15 protein-coding genes are annotated in these 14,516 nt (G+C 41.8%); 2 read left to right on the top strand and 13 right to left on the bottom strand.

The features are described from left to right. Positions 1-36: 36 nt before the first annotated feature. From V7L31_RS11340 to V7L31_RS11305, 8 genes are all read right to left on the bottom strand, one after another. A complete protein-coding gene (locus tag V7L31_RS11340) occupies positions 37-171 on the bottom strand; it encodes a hypothetical protein (RefSeq protein WP_334696307.1) in 135 nt (44 codons plus the stop codon). Positions 172-631: 460 nt separating this feature from the next. Further along, entirely contained in the window at positions 632-1,636 is a 1,005-nt protein-coding gene (locus V7L31_RS11335) for a FecCD family ABC transporter permease (RefSeq protein WP_334696310.1), read from the bottom strand. 351 nt (positions 1,637-1,987) lie between these two features. Then, positions 1,988-2,611 carry a 4Fe-4S single cluster domain-containing protein gene (locus V7L31_RS11330; protein ID WP_334696306.1) on the bottom strand — a complete coding sequence of 208 codons (624 nt, stop codon included), beginning with the start codon at positions 2,609-2,611 and terminating at the stop codon, positions 1,988-1,990. A gap of 208 nt (positions 2,612-2,819) precedes the next feature. Beyond that, complete coding sequence (locus tag V7L31_RS11325) at positions 2,820-3,176, bottom strand: hypothetical protein (RefSeq protein WP_334696305.1); 357 nt, start codon at positions 3,174-3,176, stop codon at positions 2,820-2,822. Then, the gene (locus tag V7L31_RS11320) at positions 3,166-4,356 is read right to left on the bottom strand and encodes a hypothetical protein (RefSeq protein WP_334696304.1); all 1,191 of its coding nucleotides are present in this window, start codon (positions 4,354-4,356) and stop codon (positions 3,166-3,168) included. The genes V7L31_RS11325 and V7L31_RS11320 overlap by 11 nt, the downstream gene beginning before the upstream one ends. After that, positions 4,357-4,611, bottom strand: a complete 255-nt coding sequence (locus V7L31_RS11315; RefSeq protein WP_334696303.1) for a DUF262 domain-containing protein — start codon at positions 4,609-4,611, stop codon at positions 4,357-4,359. A gap of 123 nt (positions 4,612-4,734) precedes the next feature. Continuing rightward, complete coding sequence (locus V7L31_RS11310) at positions 4,735-5,352, bottom strand: Uma2 family endonuclease (protein ID WP_334696302.1); 618 nt, start codon at positions 5,350-5,352, stop codon at positions 4,735-4,737. Positions 5,353-5,523: 171 nt separating this feature from the next. Beyond that, complete coding sequence (locus V7L31_RS11305; protein WP_334696301.1) at positions 5,524-7,281, bottom strand: ABC transporter ATP-binding protein; 1,758 nt, start codon at positions 7,279-7,281, stop codon at positions 5,524-5,526. A 632-nt stretch (positions 7,282-7,913) separates the two neighbouring features. On the opposite strand from V7L31_RS11305, the gene V7L31_RS11300 reads away from it, so the two are divergent. Then, positions 7,914-8,801 (top strand): hypothetical protein, encoded by an 888-nt coding sequence (locus tag V7L31_RS11300; protein WP_334696300.1) that lies wholly within the window; start codon positions 7,914-7,916, stop codon positions 8,799-8,801. 14 nt (positions 8,802-8,815) lie between these two features. Here the strand turns inward: V7L31_RS11300 and V7L31_RS11295 are convergent, their stop codons facing one another. From V7L31_RS11295 to V7L31_RS11285, 3 genes are all read right to left on the bottom strand, one after another. Continuing rightward, positions 8,816-9,130 carry a hypothetical protein gene (locus tag V7L31_RS11295; protein WP_334696299.1) on the bottom strand — a complete coding sequence of 105 codons (315 nt, stop codon included), beginning with the start codon at positions 9,128-9,130 and terminating at the stop codon, positions 8,816-8,818. A gap of 107 nt (positions 9,131-9,237) precedes the next feature. Next, positions 9,238-10,368 (bottom strand): aldo/keto reductase, encoded by a 1,131-nt coding sequence (locus tag V7L31_RS11290; protein ID WP_334696298.1) that lies wholly within the window; start codon positions 10,366-10,368, stop codon positions 9,238-9,240. A gap of 91 nt (positions 10,369-10,459) precedes the next feature. Then, positions 10,460-10,957, bottom strand: a complete 498-nt coding sequence (locus V7L31_RS11285; protein ID WP_012406891.1) for a bifunctional nuclease family protein — start codon at positions 10,955-10,957, stop codon at positions 10,460-10,462. A gap of 340 nt (positions 10,958-11,297) precedes the next feature. Here V7L31_RS11285 and V7L31_RS11280 point away from each other — a divergent pair, with 340 nt between their 5' ends. Further along, positions 11,298-11,978, top strand: a complete 681-nt coding sequence (locus V7L31_RS11280; protein WP_334696297.1) for a riboflavin synthase — start codon at positions 11,298-11,300, stop codon at positions 11,976-11,978. Between the two features lie 63 nt (positions 11,979-12,041). On the opposite strand, the gene V7L31_RS11275 is transcribed toward V7L31_RS11280, so the two are convergent. Together V7L31_RS11275 and V7L31_RS11270 are read right to left on the bottom strand one after the other, a co-directional pair. After that, positions 12,042-13,595, bottom strand: coding sequence for a M23 family metallopeptidase (locus V7L31_RS11275; RefSeq protein ID WP_334696296.1), 1,554 nt, complete (start codon positions 13,593-13,595; stop codon positions 12,042-12,044). Positions 13,596-13,685: 90 nt separating this feature from the next. Further along, positions 13,686-14,504: a biotin--[acetyl-CoA-carboxylase] ligase gene (locus V7L31_RS11270; RefSeq protein ID WP_334696295.1), complete on the bottom strand. Its 819-nt coding sequence runs from the start codon at positions 14,502-14,504 to the stop codon at positions 13,686-13,688. Positions 14,505-14,516: the final 12 nt, after the last annotated feature.

Raw genomic sequence — 14,516 nt, 5'->3', positions numbered from 1 at the left:
TTTGCGGGTTAAAGAAAATAAGTATCGCTAAAATGCTTATGTAATATAGGTTTCAGCCTTAGCGTACAATTTTCCCGTTTTGGCACGGTGATGCCCGTCTCGCAGATATTTTGCTAAAAAGGGTCTTTCGAGAATATAACTGGTTGCCTGATTTTGAGGTACAATTTCCAATACTTTTTTAACGAAATTCGGGAAGTCTTCGATAAATACACTGCATGTTATAGAAGCTGACAATAGAAATCATATTCCAATTATTGTGACTTCAACCTCTAGCACAGGTACTCACGAGCAAATTCCAGATGTAGAGTTTGAAGAATATTTACTTAAACCTTTCGATCTCGATCAAATTGTTTCCCTCATTCAGAATAAAGAGAGAGGTGAAAGAAAATTTTTCTCACGATGTACTAGTTTGACAGTAGTACAGAGCAATACGCTTGGGTTAAGGGCGAATGGCAAAAATTTTGGGTTTTCAAAACGCGATAAATCGCCCTCTCTATAAGTTTTGATCGCTAAGTTCAGTAATAATTGTAATGCAATTACGATCGAGAAATTGAGTCGTACCGGGAGTGATGACAGCACCGACTTTATAAATTTTCTCACCGACTTACTTATACCAGCAATTTTTATTAGCTCAAAATTTATTAAAGTCAGCAGAACGACGATAAAGTAACCAGATAAACAGCGGTGAACCCAACAAGGCAGTGACGGAACCTACTGGTAGTTCTACTGCTCCTAGCCTAGAAAGTAAATCTGCAAAAGTCAGTAACCATGCACCTGCAAGGGCAGAAAGTGGTAAAACAAAGCGATGATCTGTACCAACGATGAGGCGGACACCGTGAGGAACAACAAGACCAACAAATCCAATCAAGCCACTGATGCTGACTGCACCTGCGGCTAATAGAGTGGCGACACCACCAATTAACAAGCGCGATCGCGTTAACGAAACCCCCAAACCGACAGCCAAATCATCTCCTAAAGCCAGCACATTTACCGATCGCGCCAGCAGACATCCCCCGATCAATGCAACGATGATGTAAGGGCCAGCCGTAGCAATTTCTTGCCAACCACGCCCATTCAGGCTACCAACTAGCCAACTGAGTGCAATTTGAATTTGACCGTCTTCAGCTAAAAGCAACAATGTACTTTGTACAGCACCAAATAAAGAACTGATCGCCACTCCGCCTAAAATCAACCGCTCAACAGAAATACCCGACCCCGCACGACCGAGCAAAATAACGATCGCAGAAGTCAAAATTGCTCCCATCCACGCTGCTAGAGGAATTGCGATCGGGAATATGTGCCACACAATCATCAGAATCACAATTAATCCTGCACCCGCTGAAATGCCCAAAATAAATGGATCGGCAAGACTGTTGCGTAGCATTCCTTGTAGCAATGCTCCTGACATTCCCAAAGCTGCACCAACAATCAGAGCAACAGTAATGCGCGGGAGACGTAAATCCCAGAGAATAGTCTGTTTAACCGGATCGCCTTTGCGGAGAATGGCTTGCCAAAGTTCTGACATATTTAAGGGTACTGCCCCTTGAGAAAGCGATAGCCCTAGCGTTACCACCAGTGCTATGCCAAGGAGTAAAACAGCCCAAAATACGCGATGTTTAGTAAAAATTGTCTCAATTAGTCTAGTCAAATTTAGATGTGTATTTTTTTTAATATAATTCGTCTCAGACATAGATGCATTTGGAATGAGAGATTGGACAAGGAGAGAAGGGAGTTAAAATTTGAACTTTGACCCTCAGAAGGTCAAAGTCGAGCCTCAGAAGGTCAAATTTGAACCTCAGAGGCTCAATTTTTAAGTTTTAACTTTTTGCCCCACACCACAATACAGTTCAGTTAAGCCTCTCTTTCTTCTCTTGCCCTGCATCCAACTCTTACGAGACGCTGCGCGTAGCTTGCTTCTCCGTAGGAGTATGCGGTTCGTTAAAAAAAGGATTTTAGCCTTAACTTAATAGTATTGCCCCATGCCCAACTACGTCAGTCCCAGCCCACCTTGATAACCAGTGACAATGCGGCCACCATCCTTGAGGATGTGGATTTCTATCTGGTCGCTAGCCCAAGTAATTTGGTCTTGGAAAGCTGGGTTTAACACCCGAACTTTTTGATTGCTAGAAGAGACTGGAGAGTCGGGAGAATTAATTGCTAGAGATTGCACAAAAGGCCCGTCAATCAGGATATCGAGTTGTTCTAACAATGCTTGTGAACCTGGTGGCGCGGATTGAGACTGTAACTGCTTAAGAGTGAATCCAGTAAAAGACATGACATTTAAGCCAGCAGCTTTTACCTTCTGAGCTAAAGATGCCAGTGCAGTAGCTTGCCAAAACGGTTCTCCACCAGAGAACGTTACACCTGTGTTGCGGGAATTGCTGAGAATATTTTCGGCAAGGGTATCAACAGCAATCAATTGGTTAGCCTCAAATGACCAGGAGTTAGTATTAAAGCAGCCAGGACACTCACGAAGACAACCTTGCACCCAGACGACTGCACGACAACCAGGGCCATTAACTTCTGACTGATCGACGTAACCCATAATGTTGAGATAGCCTGGGGGAATTTCGATGAGTGCTAACGATGGGTCAGTTGGCTTAGTTTCCATCTCTTTAACTCCTTTTAGCCATTGCCTGTTAACCGTTAACTATAGCTAATCTCCAATTATATAACCGTGAAAATTTGACTATTTAGTTAAGTAGCACCATAGTGCTTTTATCTAAGTTGATGGGTAAAGGGCGATCACTAACTATCTAGTTAGTAAAGTAAATTTTACTTGAACTGCTTGTAGACCAGTATACTTTGGTAGAAAATACTTAAGTAAACCGTCGAAAAAACTCTAGAAAACCTTCGGGCTTAACTTCTTCTACACTTGCTCCAATACGTTGATAATATCTGTTGTCATACATAACAGGGCTTGTTCCTGCTTTGATACAAAATACCACCACGTCTTTACCGTAATAATTCACTATTTTAATATTTCTACCAATATTATCTTTAACAGCTTGATCAATTGGCTGAGGCTGTATTTTTTGTATCAATAATCTAAAAAAACTATCAATATTTCCTGTAAATCTTGTAGCTTCATGACCTATTCCAGTAATGTGAAAATTTTGGTATTTATTGCTAATAATATTGTATAAATTTTCTATTTTACTTGCATCATTTCTCATTATCAGCGACTCCAATACATACATATCCTATTGCTCCAGGAGAGTGATTTGCCATAGCGGTGAGAGTCTTTATTATTTTACTAAAACTTTTTTCATCAAACTCTCCTCTTCCATCTAATCTTGTAAATCCTTGCTTAAAGTCAAAAAGAGTTTGCTCTGTTCGAGATTGTGTAAGTAAAGTTTCAAACTCAGTCAACCAACTATCAGTAGCAGGGTCTACCTGTTCCTTTATCTTAAAAGTATCTCGAATAATCCCCTTCACTCCACCTATATTATTGCTTTTATTTTTCGTACTCCAGTTTCCACCAGTAGTTATATTAATGTGTTGCCCAATATTCTTTAGCTTATCGGACAATTCTTGATAGTTTTTTACTTCCATATTCTCTTTGAACATTAATTCATAAATACTTAGGAAAATTATTTGAAAGTAGCGAGGTATAATTTGAAGTGGTTGTGAGAATATTAATTCACTAAATTTACATTGAGATATTTCTAATAATTTGCGAATTTGATCATATACTTTAATAAAGCGCCTTCTAATAATGTCAGGATTAACTTTTTGAAGTGCTGCTTCTATTTCCTTTTGTCTGGGACTTTCTTTTAAACCATAAAATTCGTCTAGTACTTCCGAACTACTCCTTGGTATTTCTGGTAATGCCATATAAGCAACCAGATCAGCTACTATTTCTTCATCTTTTGATTCTCTAACCATTTCTTTAGTCAGAACACCATTTTTTACCCAAAAAATTTCATCAACTTTAATTCCATATTCAAGATTTTTATTAGTTATACTTATTAACTTCATATCATTTAAAAGCAAAGTATCTGAAGCAGAAGTATCAGTTCGGATTTCACTAGATATCTTTCGTACAAGGTCAGGAAAAAATGCAGTTGCTCCAGATGCTCTTAACTCTTGCCTAGATAAGTATTTGCCATTAGAATTAATTCTTCTAAATATTTCGTCTATTCTTTCTTCATCATTAAAAGAGTAAACAGAAAGAGGCATTACATAACTTGCTATTCCTTCAGATAGACTTCTTTCTAATACAGGTGTTTTCTGATTTACAAAACCCTGATCAAGACGAGATTTTGATTCTACCATTGTAGCCAAATCAAAAAATTTGCTGTAGACATCAAATTCACCTTCAATAAAAGCAGTAATTGCATTCAATCTTTGCATTCAATCTATTATTTCATAAGCTATATTTTCTTTAACTTGAGCTAGTAATATTATAGGCACTGGAAACCCATGTAAAATTGAATCGATAAATGCCCTTTTCTCTTCAATAGTCCAGACAAGCTTTCTCTGATATTTACGATTTACATAAAATTGATTGTTAACATAAAAATTATATATTCTTTGAATAGGCTCACTCCTAATTGCAAGCTCTTTTTGGAGAGAAGAAACAGGAGGCTTAATTGGTAAATTAGACATAATGCGAATAGTAAGATTTAATTGAGTATATAATAACTAAATTAAATGGGCTATTAGAATAACAATTAATTTACATTTATTTTACAAGCTACGCATCGCTCAATTCAAGCAAGCGATCGCACCTTACCCCAATCCCTCAACATCAGCATTTTCCCCTTCTGACTCAACAGGCTCAAACTTAACTTTGTTGTATAAATCTTGTAGAGAAATCTCAAAGGGTACGGTTACAAGTGCGATCGCTTCATCTTCTTCATCATATTCACGAAGCGTCCATTGTTTTTTCCCAGTTTTGGAAAATTGATCTATATGAATCCGAGTTTGGTCAATTAATAGGTATTCTTGGAAGGTAGAAATAGTCCGGTAAGCCTGAAATTTATCTTCGCGGTCATACCCTTTGGTAGATTTTGATAAAACCTCAACAATAATCTGCGGATTCAGAATTATATCCTTTCGGTTGTTAAAAAACTCTGGTTCACCCGCCAGAATCATCACATCTGGATAGGTATAGGTACGGTTTTGGGTTATCCACAGACGAACATCACCCATGAAAACTCGGTAGTTCTGCTTTTTAAAAGCAAAATTCAACTCAGTACTTAAGTTGAGTGCTATTTGATTATGATTTATTGTTCCACCCGCCATAGGAATTATTTGCCCGTCAATGTATTCACTTTTGTAGTCAGCAACTTCTTCTAGCTCTAAATATTCCTCTGGGGTATAGTATCGCTGTTGTGTTATTTGCATAGTTTTATCAGGTAACAATGTTTAACGATACGGAGCATTTAGTGACCCATGTTTACCAAACAGTTTAACGTGGTTGAATAGAATTGCGATGTGCTTTCTACAAAGTGAACGTAGGCGCAGCCCGCCATAGGCATCGCTATCTAAATTCACAAAGTCTTTTAACTTTTTTTCCTATTGATAACCGGCTGCTTGTAAGAGAAACAATTTGGCATAACGTCCTCCTAGCTTTAACAAATCTTCGTGAGTTCCCTGTTCTATAACTTCGCCGTTTTCTATAACTAGGATTTTGTCAGCCATTCGTACCGTTGAGAAGCGATGGGAAATCAAAAGTACCATCTGATTTTTAGTAACAGTGCGAAAATGATTGAAAATCTCAAACTCAGCTTGGGCATCTATTGCTGATGTTGGTTCATCTAACACCAAGATATCTGCTTGCGATCGCATAAATGCACGAGACAGTGCAATTTTCTGCCACTGTCCCCCCGAAAGTTCCTGTCCTCCCTTAAACCAACGACCAAGTTGAGTCTGAAAATTTTGGGGTAATTGGTCGATAAAAGATTCGGCCATGCCTTTTTCAGCAGCACTTTGCCAACGGGTTTTGTTGTCGAGATGTTCGACATCGCCCACGCCAATATTCTCACCCACTGTGAACTGGTAGCGGACAAAGTTCTGAAAAATCACACCAATGCGACGCCGCAACACATGCACATCCCATTCCTGCAAGTCCAAGCCATCTAACAAAATTCGCCCAGAGTCAGGGGTGTAGAGTCGGGTAAGTAGTTTGATTAAGGTAGTCTTACCAGAACCATTTTCACCGACAATAGCCAGTTTCTCTCTAGGTTTCAAATGCAGCGAAATGTTTCTCAATGCTGGCTTGGAACTTCCCGGATAAGTAAATGATACGTTCTCGAAACGGATACCATCTTGGGAATCTAAACCAATGGTTGCTTTACCCCAAGACTTTGGTACTTCTTCTTCAAGGAAATCATAGAGATTTGATAGATATAGGTTGTCCTCATACATCCCGCCAATAGAAGTAAGAGCATTGGAAAAAGTAGATTGTCCTTGGCGAAAAACGGTAAGATACATGGTCATATCTCCCAAGGAAATCTTACCTAGCACTGTTTCCAGCACAATCCAAGCATAAGCTAGGTAAAAAGCACCAGTACTGATTAAACTCAGGAGATACCCCCACAATCCTCGCCGCAGAGTCAAATCACGATCTTCGCCATAGAGTTGTTCAAATAGGCTGCGATAACGTCCTAGCAACATCTCTCCCAACTGATAGAGTTTGACTTCTGTGACAAAATCTTCTCTTGCTAGAAGATTTTCTAAGTAGTGCTGTTGACGAGTTTCTGCCGCACGCCAACTAAACAAGCGAAAGCCTTCTCCAGCAAACTTTGTTTCGGCAATAAATACAGGCATAGCTGCCAAAATCAGCACTACTACCGCCCAACCTGAGAAATTTACTAGCAAAATCCCGTAGGTAATCAGGGAAAGGGCATTTTGCACTAACCCAAAGGTGCGGTTTACTAAAGAAAGAGGACGAACTGATGCTTCTCGTCGGGCATTGGTCAGTTTGTCATAAAACTCTGAGTCTTCAAACTGCCTAAGATCCAGTGTCAGCGCCTTTTCTAAGATGAGTATATTTACTCGCTGACCCATTAGCGCCCGCAATAACGATTGACAAATGATGATTCCCCTCTGACTGCCTGCTAGTAAAATTACAGCGATCGCTTCTAATCCTACATAAGATAGGGAAGGATAAATATTGACAAAACCATTGCTTTGTGAATGAACTTGAGAGGCAAATACCACTGCATCAACAATTAATTTACTGATGTAGGATATTGCCGCCGGTAAAAGACCAGCCATTAAAGTTAAACTAGCCAGAAGAATAGTAAGCGATCGGCTAGTAGTCCATACCAAGTTTACAGCCCGTCCACTATAACGGAAAACCGTCAGCGATTGGCGTAGGATATTTCTTTTTTTTTAATCTTCATCTTTATTGCCGCGAGATACCCCAGCTTGGGCGGATCTTCCTAACTCTATTAAATCTTTATTAATTTTACATTTTTCTAAGAATGTTCGCTGAAAACCCCGAAGTTAAAACCTAAAAACTAGTTTTGTAGGGTGTGTTATGCCGTAGGCTAACGCGCTATGGTGTTAAATTTTGTACCCTTTTAGGTCTTAAAAATTCATACAAAATATATTATGCCAGTAGTTCTAATCAAGCGGACTACGAACAGCTTTACCACCCCTATTAAGTACATGCGTGTAAATCATCGTGATTAGTTTACACAGTTCGGTTTAATTGTGCCTACCTACTTAGACAAATTTTGTAGATAGTTCAATCAAGCAAAGATGCACTGAAGATTATCAAGATCCTCCTGAAATAACTGGCATAAAGTAATTTCCTGGTACGCATCTAGAATTATGAGGTCTTTTAAGAATTTATGGTAAAAATACGACGAGCCATCAAACGAACCGTTAAACAAATCACTGATCCCCCAAAACTGGACAAGCATATCCTAAGCTCTTACTCTATGCTCCGATGGTGTATGGGTATTCTTAGCCTTATATTTCCATTGCTGCTCGTGGTCGGTGGGCTTGTCAAGTTATTTTGGCTTTCATCTCCGCTAGAAATGCAGCACTCCCTTAGCGCTTATTATCATGCCGGAGTTAATGCCGATACCATGTGTACAGCGTTTGCTGGAGTCTACCGAAATCTCTTTGTGGGTATTCTTGTTGCGCTCAGCCTTTGCCTGATTATCTACACAGGTTTCGGCAAATTGGAGAACTGGTTGCTCAACGTTTCCGGCATAAGTCTTGCTTGTGTTGCCTTCTTCCCGATGGACTGGCCCGAAAAGGAGATGCTGTCAAAGTGTGGAAACGAGGTTTTCGACGGTAGTAAATTACTGAACCTTGATATTAAGTTCTTGGGGCAGGATATTAGGCTCCATTTCATAGCAGCTTCTATCTTTTTCCTGATGCTCATCTTGGTCAGCATCTTCACAGCGATGGACAGCGTTGATGTCATAGAAGATGAAGAGAAACAGACGTTTTGGAGAAACATCTTTAACTATGCTAGGTGGGTTATGCCGTTCTCACTGCTGCTTGTTTCAGTAGTGTGTTTTTTTACAAAGACAGATTACACAGTCTTGTGGTTAGAGTGGATAGGCATCTGGGCATTCTCCATCTACTGGCTGCTCAAGAGCTGTGAGATTATGCAAACGAAGGTCGATGAGGATATGATCAAGGGCATAGTGCAACGGAAGGGAGTTCCATCTTCGCCAACGGACAACCTCAAGGGCAGAGTGCAAGGGAAGGTAGCTCCATCTTCGCTAACGGACAACCTCAAGGGCAGAGTGCAAGGGAAGGTAGCTCTATCTTCGCCAAAGGACAACCCCAGCAAAGCCCGTGGTTTAGTCAGGGTTGATCCTAGTTAAAAATACTTGAAAATTTAGTGCAATCGTCGATCTTGTAGGGTGCGTTCCCCACGACAACTTTTAATTACTCCAATGATAAATTCCAGGGGACGCACCAGGATTTTGTGGACTTTAAGCAAGTGCGATCGCAGTCTAACAACGCCCATGCATACCGACTGTCGAGAAGGTATCTGTTGGAATTCAAAGGTTATCTGCGGCGGGTGATGGGCATCGTTATACGTCGTATACATATAGCTCCAGAGGGTGCAATTGCACAGGTAGGCTGGGTTGACAACAGGAAACCCAGCATTACTTTTCTCTGGCAGTACTAACCAGAAGCCAGATTGCACGCGATCGCGAGGCTAAAATGAGAGGGCGATCGCTTCCTTTCACCAGCCCTCAGACGAGGAGATTCTCAAATGCCATTAGCTGAACTCAGTCTTTAGACCGGAGAGTGTCAACCCCACAATCTCCTACCTGCTTTGCCACTTAATCTTTCGTGAGTATCTGACAACAAAGCTGGAATATCTAACTTTTCTGGACACCGAGGTAAACAATCACCGCATTCTGTACACCGATTGCCTTTCATTCCAGGGAACCAATGACCGGCATTTTCAAACATTCCGTAACGATATTGACCATAGTCTTTCATGTCGTATGCTACTGCAAGATTACGTAACCGTAATACCTCTGGAATATTGATGTTTTCTGGACAGGGCAAACAAGCATAACACTGGCTGCACTTATCAGTTTCCAAAGCAACTTTTTGGTGATTTTCTAAACGCAAAAAAGTAGAAATTTCTGCTGATATTAACTCTCCATCACGGTCAGCAACTTGCAAAGGTTCTATTAATTCTTCTGGATTGGCTGGCCCTATACTCAAAGTAGTAATACGGTGGTTAGAAAGTAAGAATCGATAGTTTATTTCTAAGGGTGAATACGGATAACAGAGGTCTTTTAAAGTCTGAGGTGGCGTGTAGAGCCGTCCTCCCTTATCAGCAGGGGAAATAATGAAAATACCCATATCCTTCTCGGCAGCTAGTTGAATCGCTGGTGCGTGCCGTTGAAAAAAATAGTAATAATGCAGATTGACAAATTCAAATAAATCTGTATTTATTGCAGTCTGAATTACCTCTAATGACCCGTGGGTAGAAAAACCAACGTGTCGCACTTGTCCATCGGCAATAGCTTCCTCAACGGCCTGCATACAGCCATTTTTGGCTTGCACCCACTCCAAATGTTGCCAAGTGTTTAAACCATGAACGCTTAAGCAATCTACATAATCTAGCTGTAATCGTTCTAGGGATTCGTCGATGCACCGACGCATGGAGTCACCATCTGCTGTAGCTGAGATTTTGGTAGTGATGTAAAGCCTCGTTCGGGGTACTGATAACCCAGCTTTTAGCGCCCTACCAAGATACTCCTCGCTTTTACCATAACCTCTAGCGGTTTCTAGATGATTAATTCCTAACGCTAAGGCTTTTTCGATGGTTTGGTGAGCATTTTCAAAAGAAGCCAGGTAACGCATTGTTCCCAGAGAAAAAACCGAGAGGCGCAGATCCGTTTTTCCAAAGCGTCGGTATTGCATTTTTAACAAAGTTAGGAGTCATTCAATTTTAGATTTTAGATTTTAGATTTTTCCTTCAATCTAAAATCTAAAATTCCAAATCTAAAATTGCCTAGCTGTCGCCATTACCAAAGCGCTTGATCAAGTCTTCAGGACGGAGATTGGAAATAAATTCACGGAAGGCTTGCTGTTCAGCTTCATCTGCATCACGATCAACAGGGATAGAAGCATCGGCAATGACTTCTTCCATTACCCAAATGGGGGTATTTGTACGGAGGGCAATAGCGATCGCATCGCTAGGACGCGCGTCAATTTCTTTTTTAACTTCACCTTGCTGGACAATTAAAGCTGCATAAAATGTATCCTTTTGCAGGGAATGAATAATTACCTTTTCTAGAGTCATGTTCCAAGTCTCTAGAAGATTCACAATCAGGTCGTGGGTTAAGGGTCTGGGAGGCTTCTGATTCTCCAGTGCGCCCATAATGGCCCTAGCCTGTTCCTGACCGATGTAAATTGGCAAAGCCCGCCGATCTGAAGAATCTTTCAAAAGTACGATCGGGCTGCGGGTTATGGCATCTAATGCTATGCCAGCAACTTTCATTTCAATCATTGGCTAGGCCTCTACAATGCTTTGAGAGCCTTGGACGCTGTGTAACAAATAGTACCCCTTTTTCGGCGGTTTGGCGACAGTAATAAACATAAGCATTCGTTCTCTATAATTGCTTCTATTAAACTCCGAACTTGTGGTGAAAACCAGAGTAAGTCAAACTGATCTTCTTAGACAATAACCTTCTTACCCAAGTATGCCTCGTGAAGGATGCTAATGTGTTAATATCCCTATACGAAAAAAAGTCAGAAAATATACTTGAATGTGAGAGATTTCTGTGACAATTATCAATTGACTTCAGCCAAAATTAGGCAATAAATAGAGTTAGTTTGACAAAAAAGCCGTGTTTACAGGATTAATCCAGGCATTAGGAACGATGGAACCCTTAGGGGGCGATTCTTGGCAAATTACTTGTGTGAGCCAGTCGGGTGAAGTAATTATGCAAGATTTGGCTTATGGTGACAGTGTTGCTGTCGATGGTGTTTGCTTGACAGTAGAAAAAGTTTTAAAGAATGGGTTTATCGCCACTGCTTCACCAGAAACGCTACGCCGCACGACGTTGGGAGGTGAGCAAACGCAACAGAGATATGTCAATTTAGAAGCATCGCTCAGGGTAGGCAGCAAAGTTGGCGGTCATTTCGTGATGGGTCATGTAGACGGTATCGGTCGATTGCTAGTGGCAGAACAAACGGCTAGTTCTTGGGAAATGACCTTTATTGCATCCGAGGCGATCGCACGTTACATTGTCCCCAAAGGTAGCATCGCCGTCAATGGCATCAGCCTCACAGTTGCCGCTTATGAGCCAGAACTCTCTCAATTCAAGGTCGCGGTAATTCCCCTCACATACAGCGAGACAAATCTCCGCTATTTGCTTCCTGGGAATTTGGTGAATCTAGAAGGAGATATTCTTGGCAAATACGTCGAAAAATTCCTTTACTCTGGCAACCCAAACACCACTGTCCATGATGAAAATAGTATGGATGGCATTACACCCGCATTCTTAGCAGAACACGGGTATCTCTGACATTTTGGATTTTGGATTTTGGATTTTAGATTAATTTAAAATCTAAAATCCAAAATTTCCAATCTAGCTACCTGGTTGCTGACTAACCTGGGCAGTCTGTAAGCCTCGCACTAACTGGCTGAGGGCGCTTTGTAATTCCACGCCTGGGTCAGTAGCAACCCACCCATCTTGTGTTAGGTGACGGACTTCAAAGTGCAAGTGAGGCCCTGTAGAAGCTCCGGTGCTGCCAACTAGCCCGATGACAGTTCCAGGCTGTACCCATTGACCAGGTTTCACAAGGATTTCTGACATATGGCCGTAGAGAGTTTGTTCGGCGGATTTGTGATTTAGGATAACAGTTAAACCATAACCGCCCATCCAATCAGCAGTTTCTACTTGACCAGCCGCCGCCGCCAAAACTGGTGTTCCTGTGGGCGCACCCAAGTCTGTACCAGCGTGAAAGCGTTGGGTTCCTGTAATTGGATGAACTCGCCAACCAAACAAAGAAGTAATGGGAGCGGGAATAGACAAGGGATACATCATTCCCGTACCACTATAGGCGACTCGCCCCATAGAGGGGATTTGTGGCAATACTGATGCCAGTGAGAAGTCGTAAGCTACGTTGCTGGGGCGGGGTGCAATATTACCATCTGCCATTGGTGGAGGTAAAGTACCACCACTCGGCGCAATGGGAGTTGCACTAACTGTTGTGGGGCTGAACTCGGCAGGACTCGGGATAAACCGATTCGGGCGAAATGCGCTCTTGGTGTCACCAGTAGAACCACTTTCAGTAGCACGCCATCGGCTAGTGTTACCAGTACTTGCAATTTGCCGCACGGGTGAAACTACTGGTAATTGGGCGTTTTCACTTCTTCTGAGCCAAGTAGGTGCTGCTTTACCATTAGAATCAGCTACACTCCTTTCGGGTGCTTTGGCGCAAACGCCGCCTAATACGCTTTGCCCTGAAGGTAAAATGGCTCGGCAGCCACTAGAGCGCTCTGTGAGAATTACGGAGTTTGGTGCTTGATAAGTACCTGTAGCACCACTGTCATAACTATTAGGATCGATATAGGCGTTATTATAATCCTTGGTTTTCCCCGCAGTTGCATTGACAGGGCTGTTTGAGTTATTTGGTTGAGCAACTTCTGGAAGTTTTTCAGGTAAAGAGCGGGCGGGGGTATTGGGTTTTTCTTGCCTTACCCTTGCAGGAGTAACCTGGGAGGCTTCTACTTTGGGCTTTGACTGTCTAGTAATTACAACAGGTTCAGCAGCTTCGATTTTGGGTGTAGACTGCCTAACTGGCTCTTTTAATTGAGCAACCTCTGGTTTGCCTAGTCTCTGTCTAAGTCTGGCTCGCCGTTGAGAAAATTCTGGTTGTTCTTGAGTGGCTTCCGGTACAACAGCCTGTTTTTTGACTGGATTTATAACTGCTGTTGGTTGAGAACTTTCAACAGTGGGAACGATGTTGTCTATTTGTGTTTCCGTTTGGGCAAACACAAAGCCGCCGCTGAGGAGGCTGAGGCTACTCAGCCAACAGAGGCTCTGGGCTGGTAGTGTTGAGGCAAAACGTTTTTTTGTCAGACCTTGCTGCCATAAGTAATGCAAACTATCAGGGGCAGAATTTTTGCGCTGCGTCATTTGTTCTCTCAGTTGTGTGTAATTAGCCTAAAGAGATGATGCTAGTGGTTTGTCTTGCCCAAAGAGCGAAATTTTGAACAAACCTCAAATTTAAATGGAAGATTTATGGTACCCCAAACTGATTGTACCGGGTTCAATATAAATTTCCGGTGTAATTAGTTCCTTTGTATCATGTGTTTCTAAATCAACTCGTAAATTTCCTTGAGATGTCACTCCAACTACTGTACCTGAAAGATTATTGACGTACACACGATCGCCCATGTTTGTAAGCAAATCTAGATAGCGAGACAAGATTATGCTTACTCCTTCTTGTTCTAGGCACTCCATACCGGATTCTATTCCCAGCAGGACTTTAGAGGTTAACATTTCCAGACAAGAGATTGGTCTGAAATTTTGGGATGCTTGCCACGATTCCAGATTGATTCCAGTTTCGGGTACTGGGTTTATCCAGTTAATACCAACACCAATTACTGCTTGGGTGATTTGTCCTTTGTTTACTTTGGTTTCTGTCAAAATGCCGCCGAGTTTGCGACCATTTAGCACTAAATCGTTAGGCCATTTTATCCCAACGTCTATGCCGAGTTGGCGCAATTGAGACGCAATTCCCCAAGCAGTAGCGAAAGTTAGCTGATAGCTGTCAGTAGCTTCTATTTTGTGGTCGAAAGAAATCGCCACGGAAACATATAATCCGCCAACCGGAGAAATCCACTGACGGCCCCATTGTCCCCGCCCAGCAGATTGTACAGTTGCGATTACTACTGTTCCTGAAATAGCCCCTTGGCTGAGTAAGTCCCAGAGGGTTTGATTGGTTGAGGAGACGCTTTCAAAAAAGTGAAGGGAAAATGGTAAATATGTATGCTTACGCCCTGCTTGCAAGGCTAATTCCAAGTTTTGCAGATTAAATCCCACAGTAGTTAACCC

The sequence above is a fragment of the Nostoc sp. genome, assembly GCF_036916655.1.
Lineage (GTDB): Bacteria > Cyanobacteriota > Cyanobacteriia > Cyanobacteriales > Nostocaceae > Nostoc.
The sequence above is the reverse complement of the archived record's forward strand: the minus strand, read 5'-3'. Positions and strand labels throughout refer to the sequence as shown.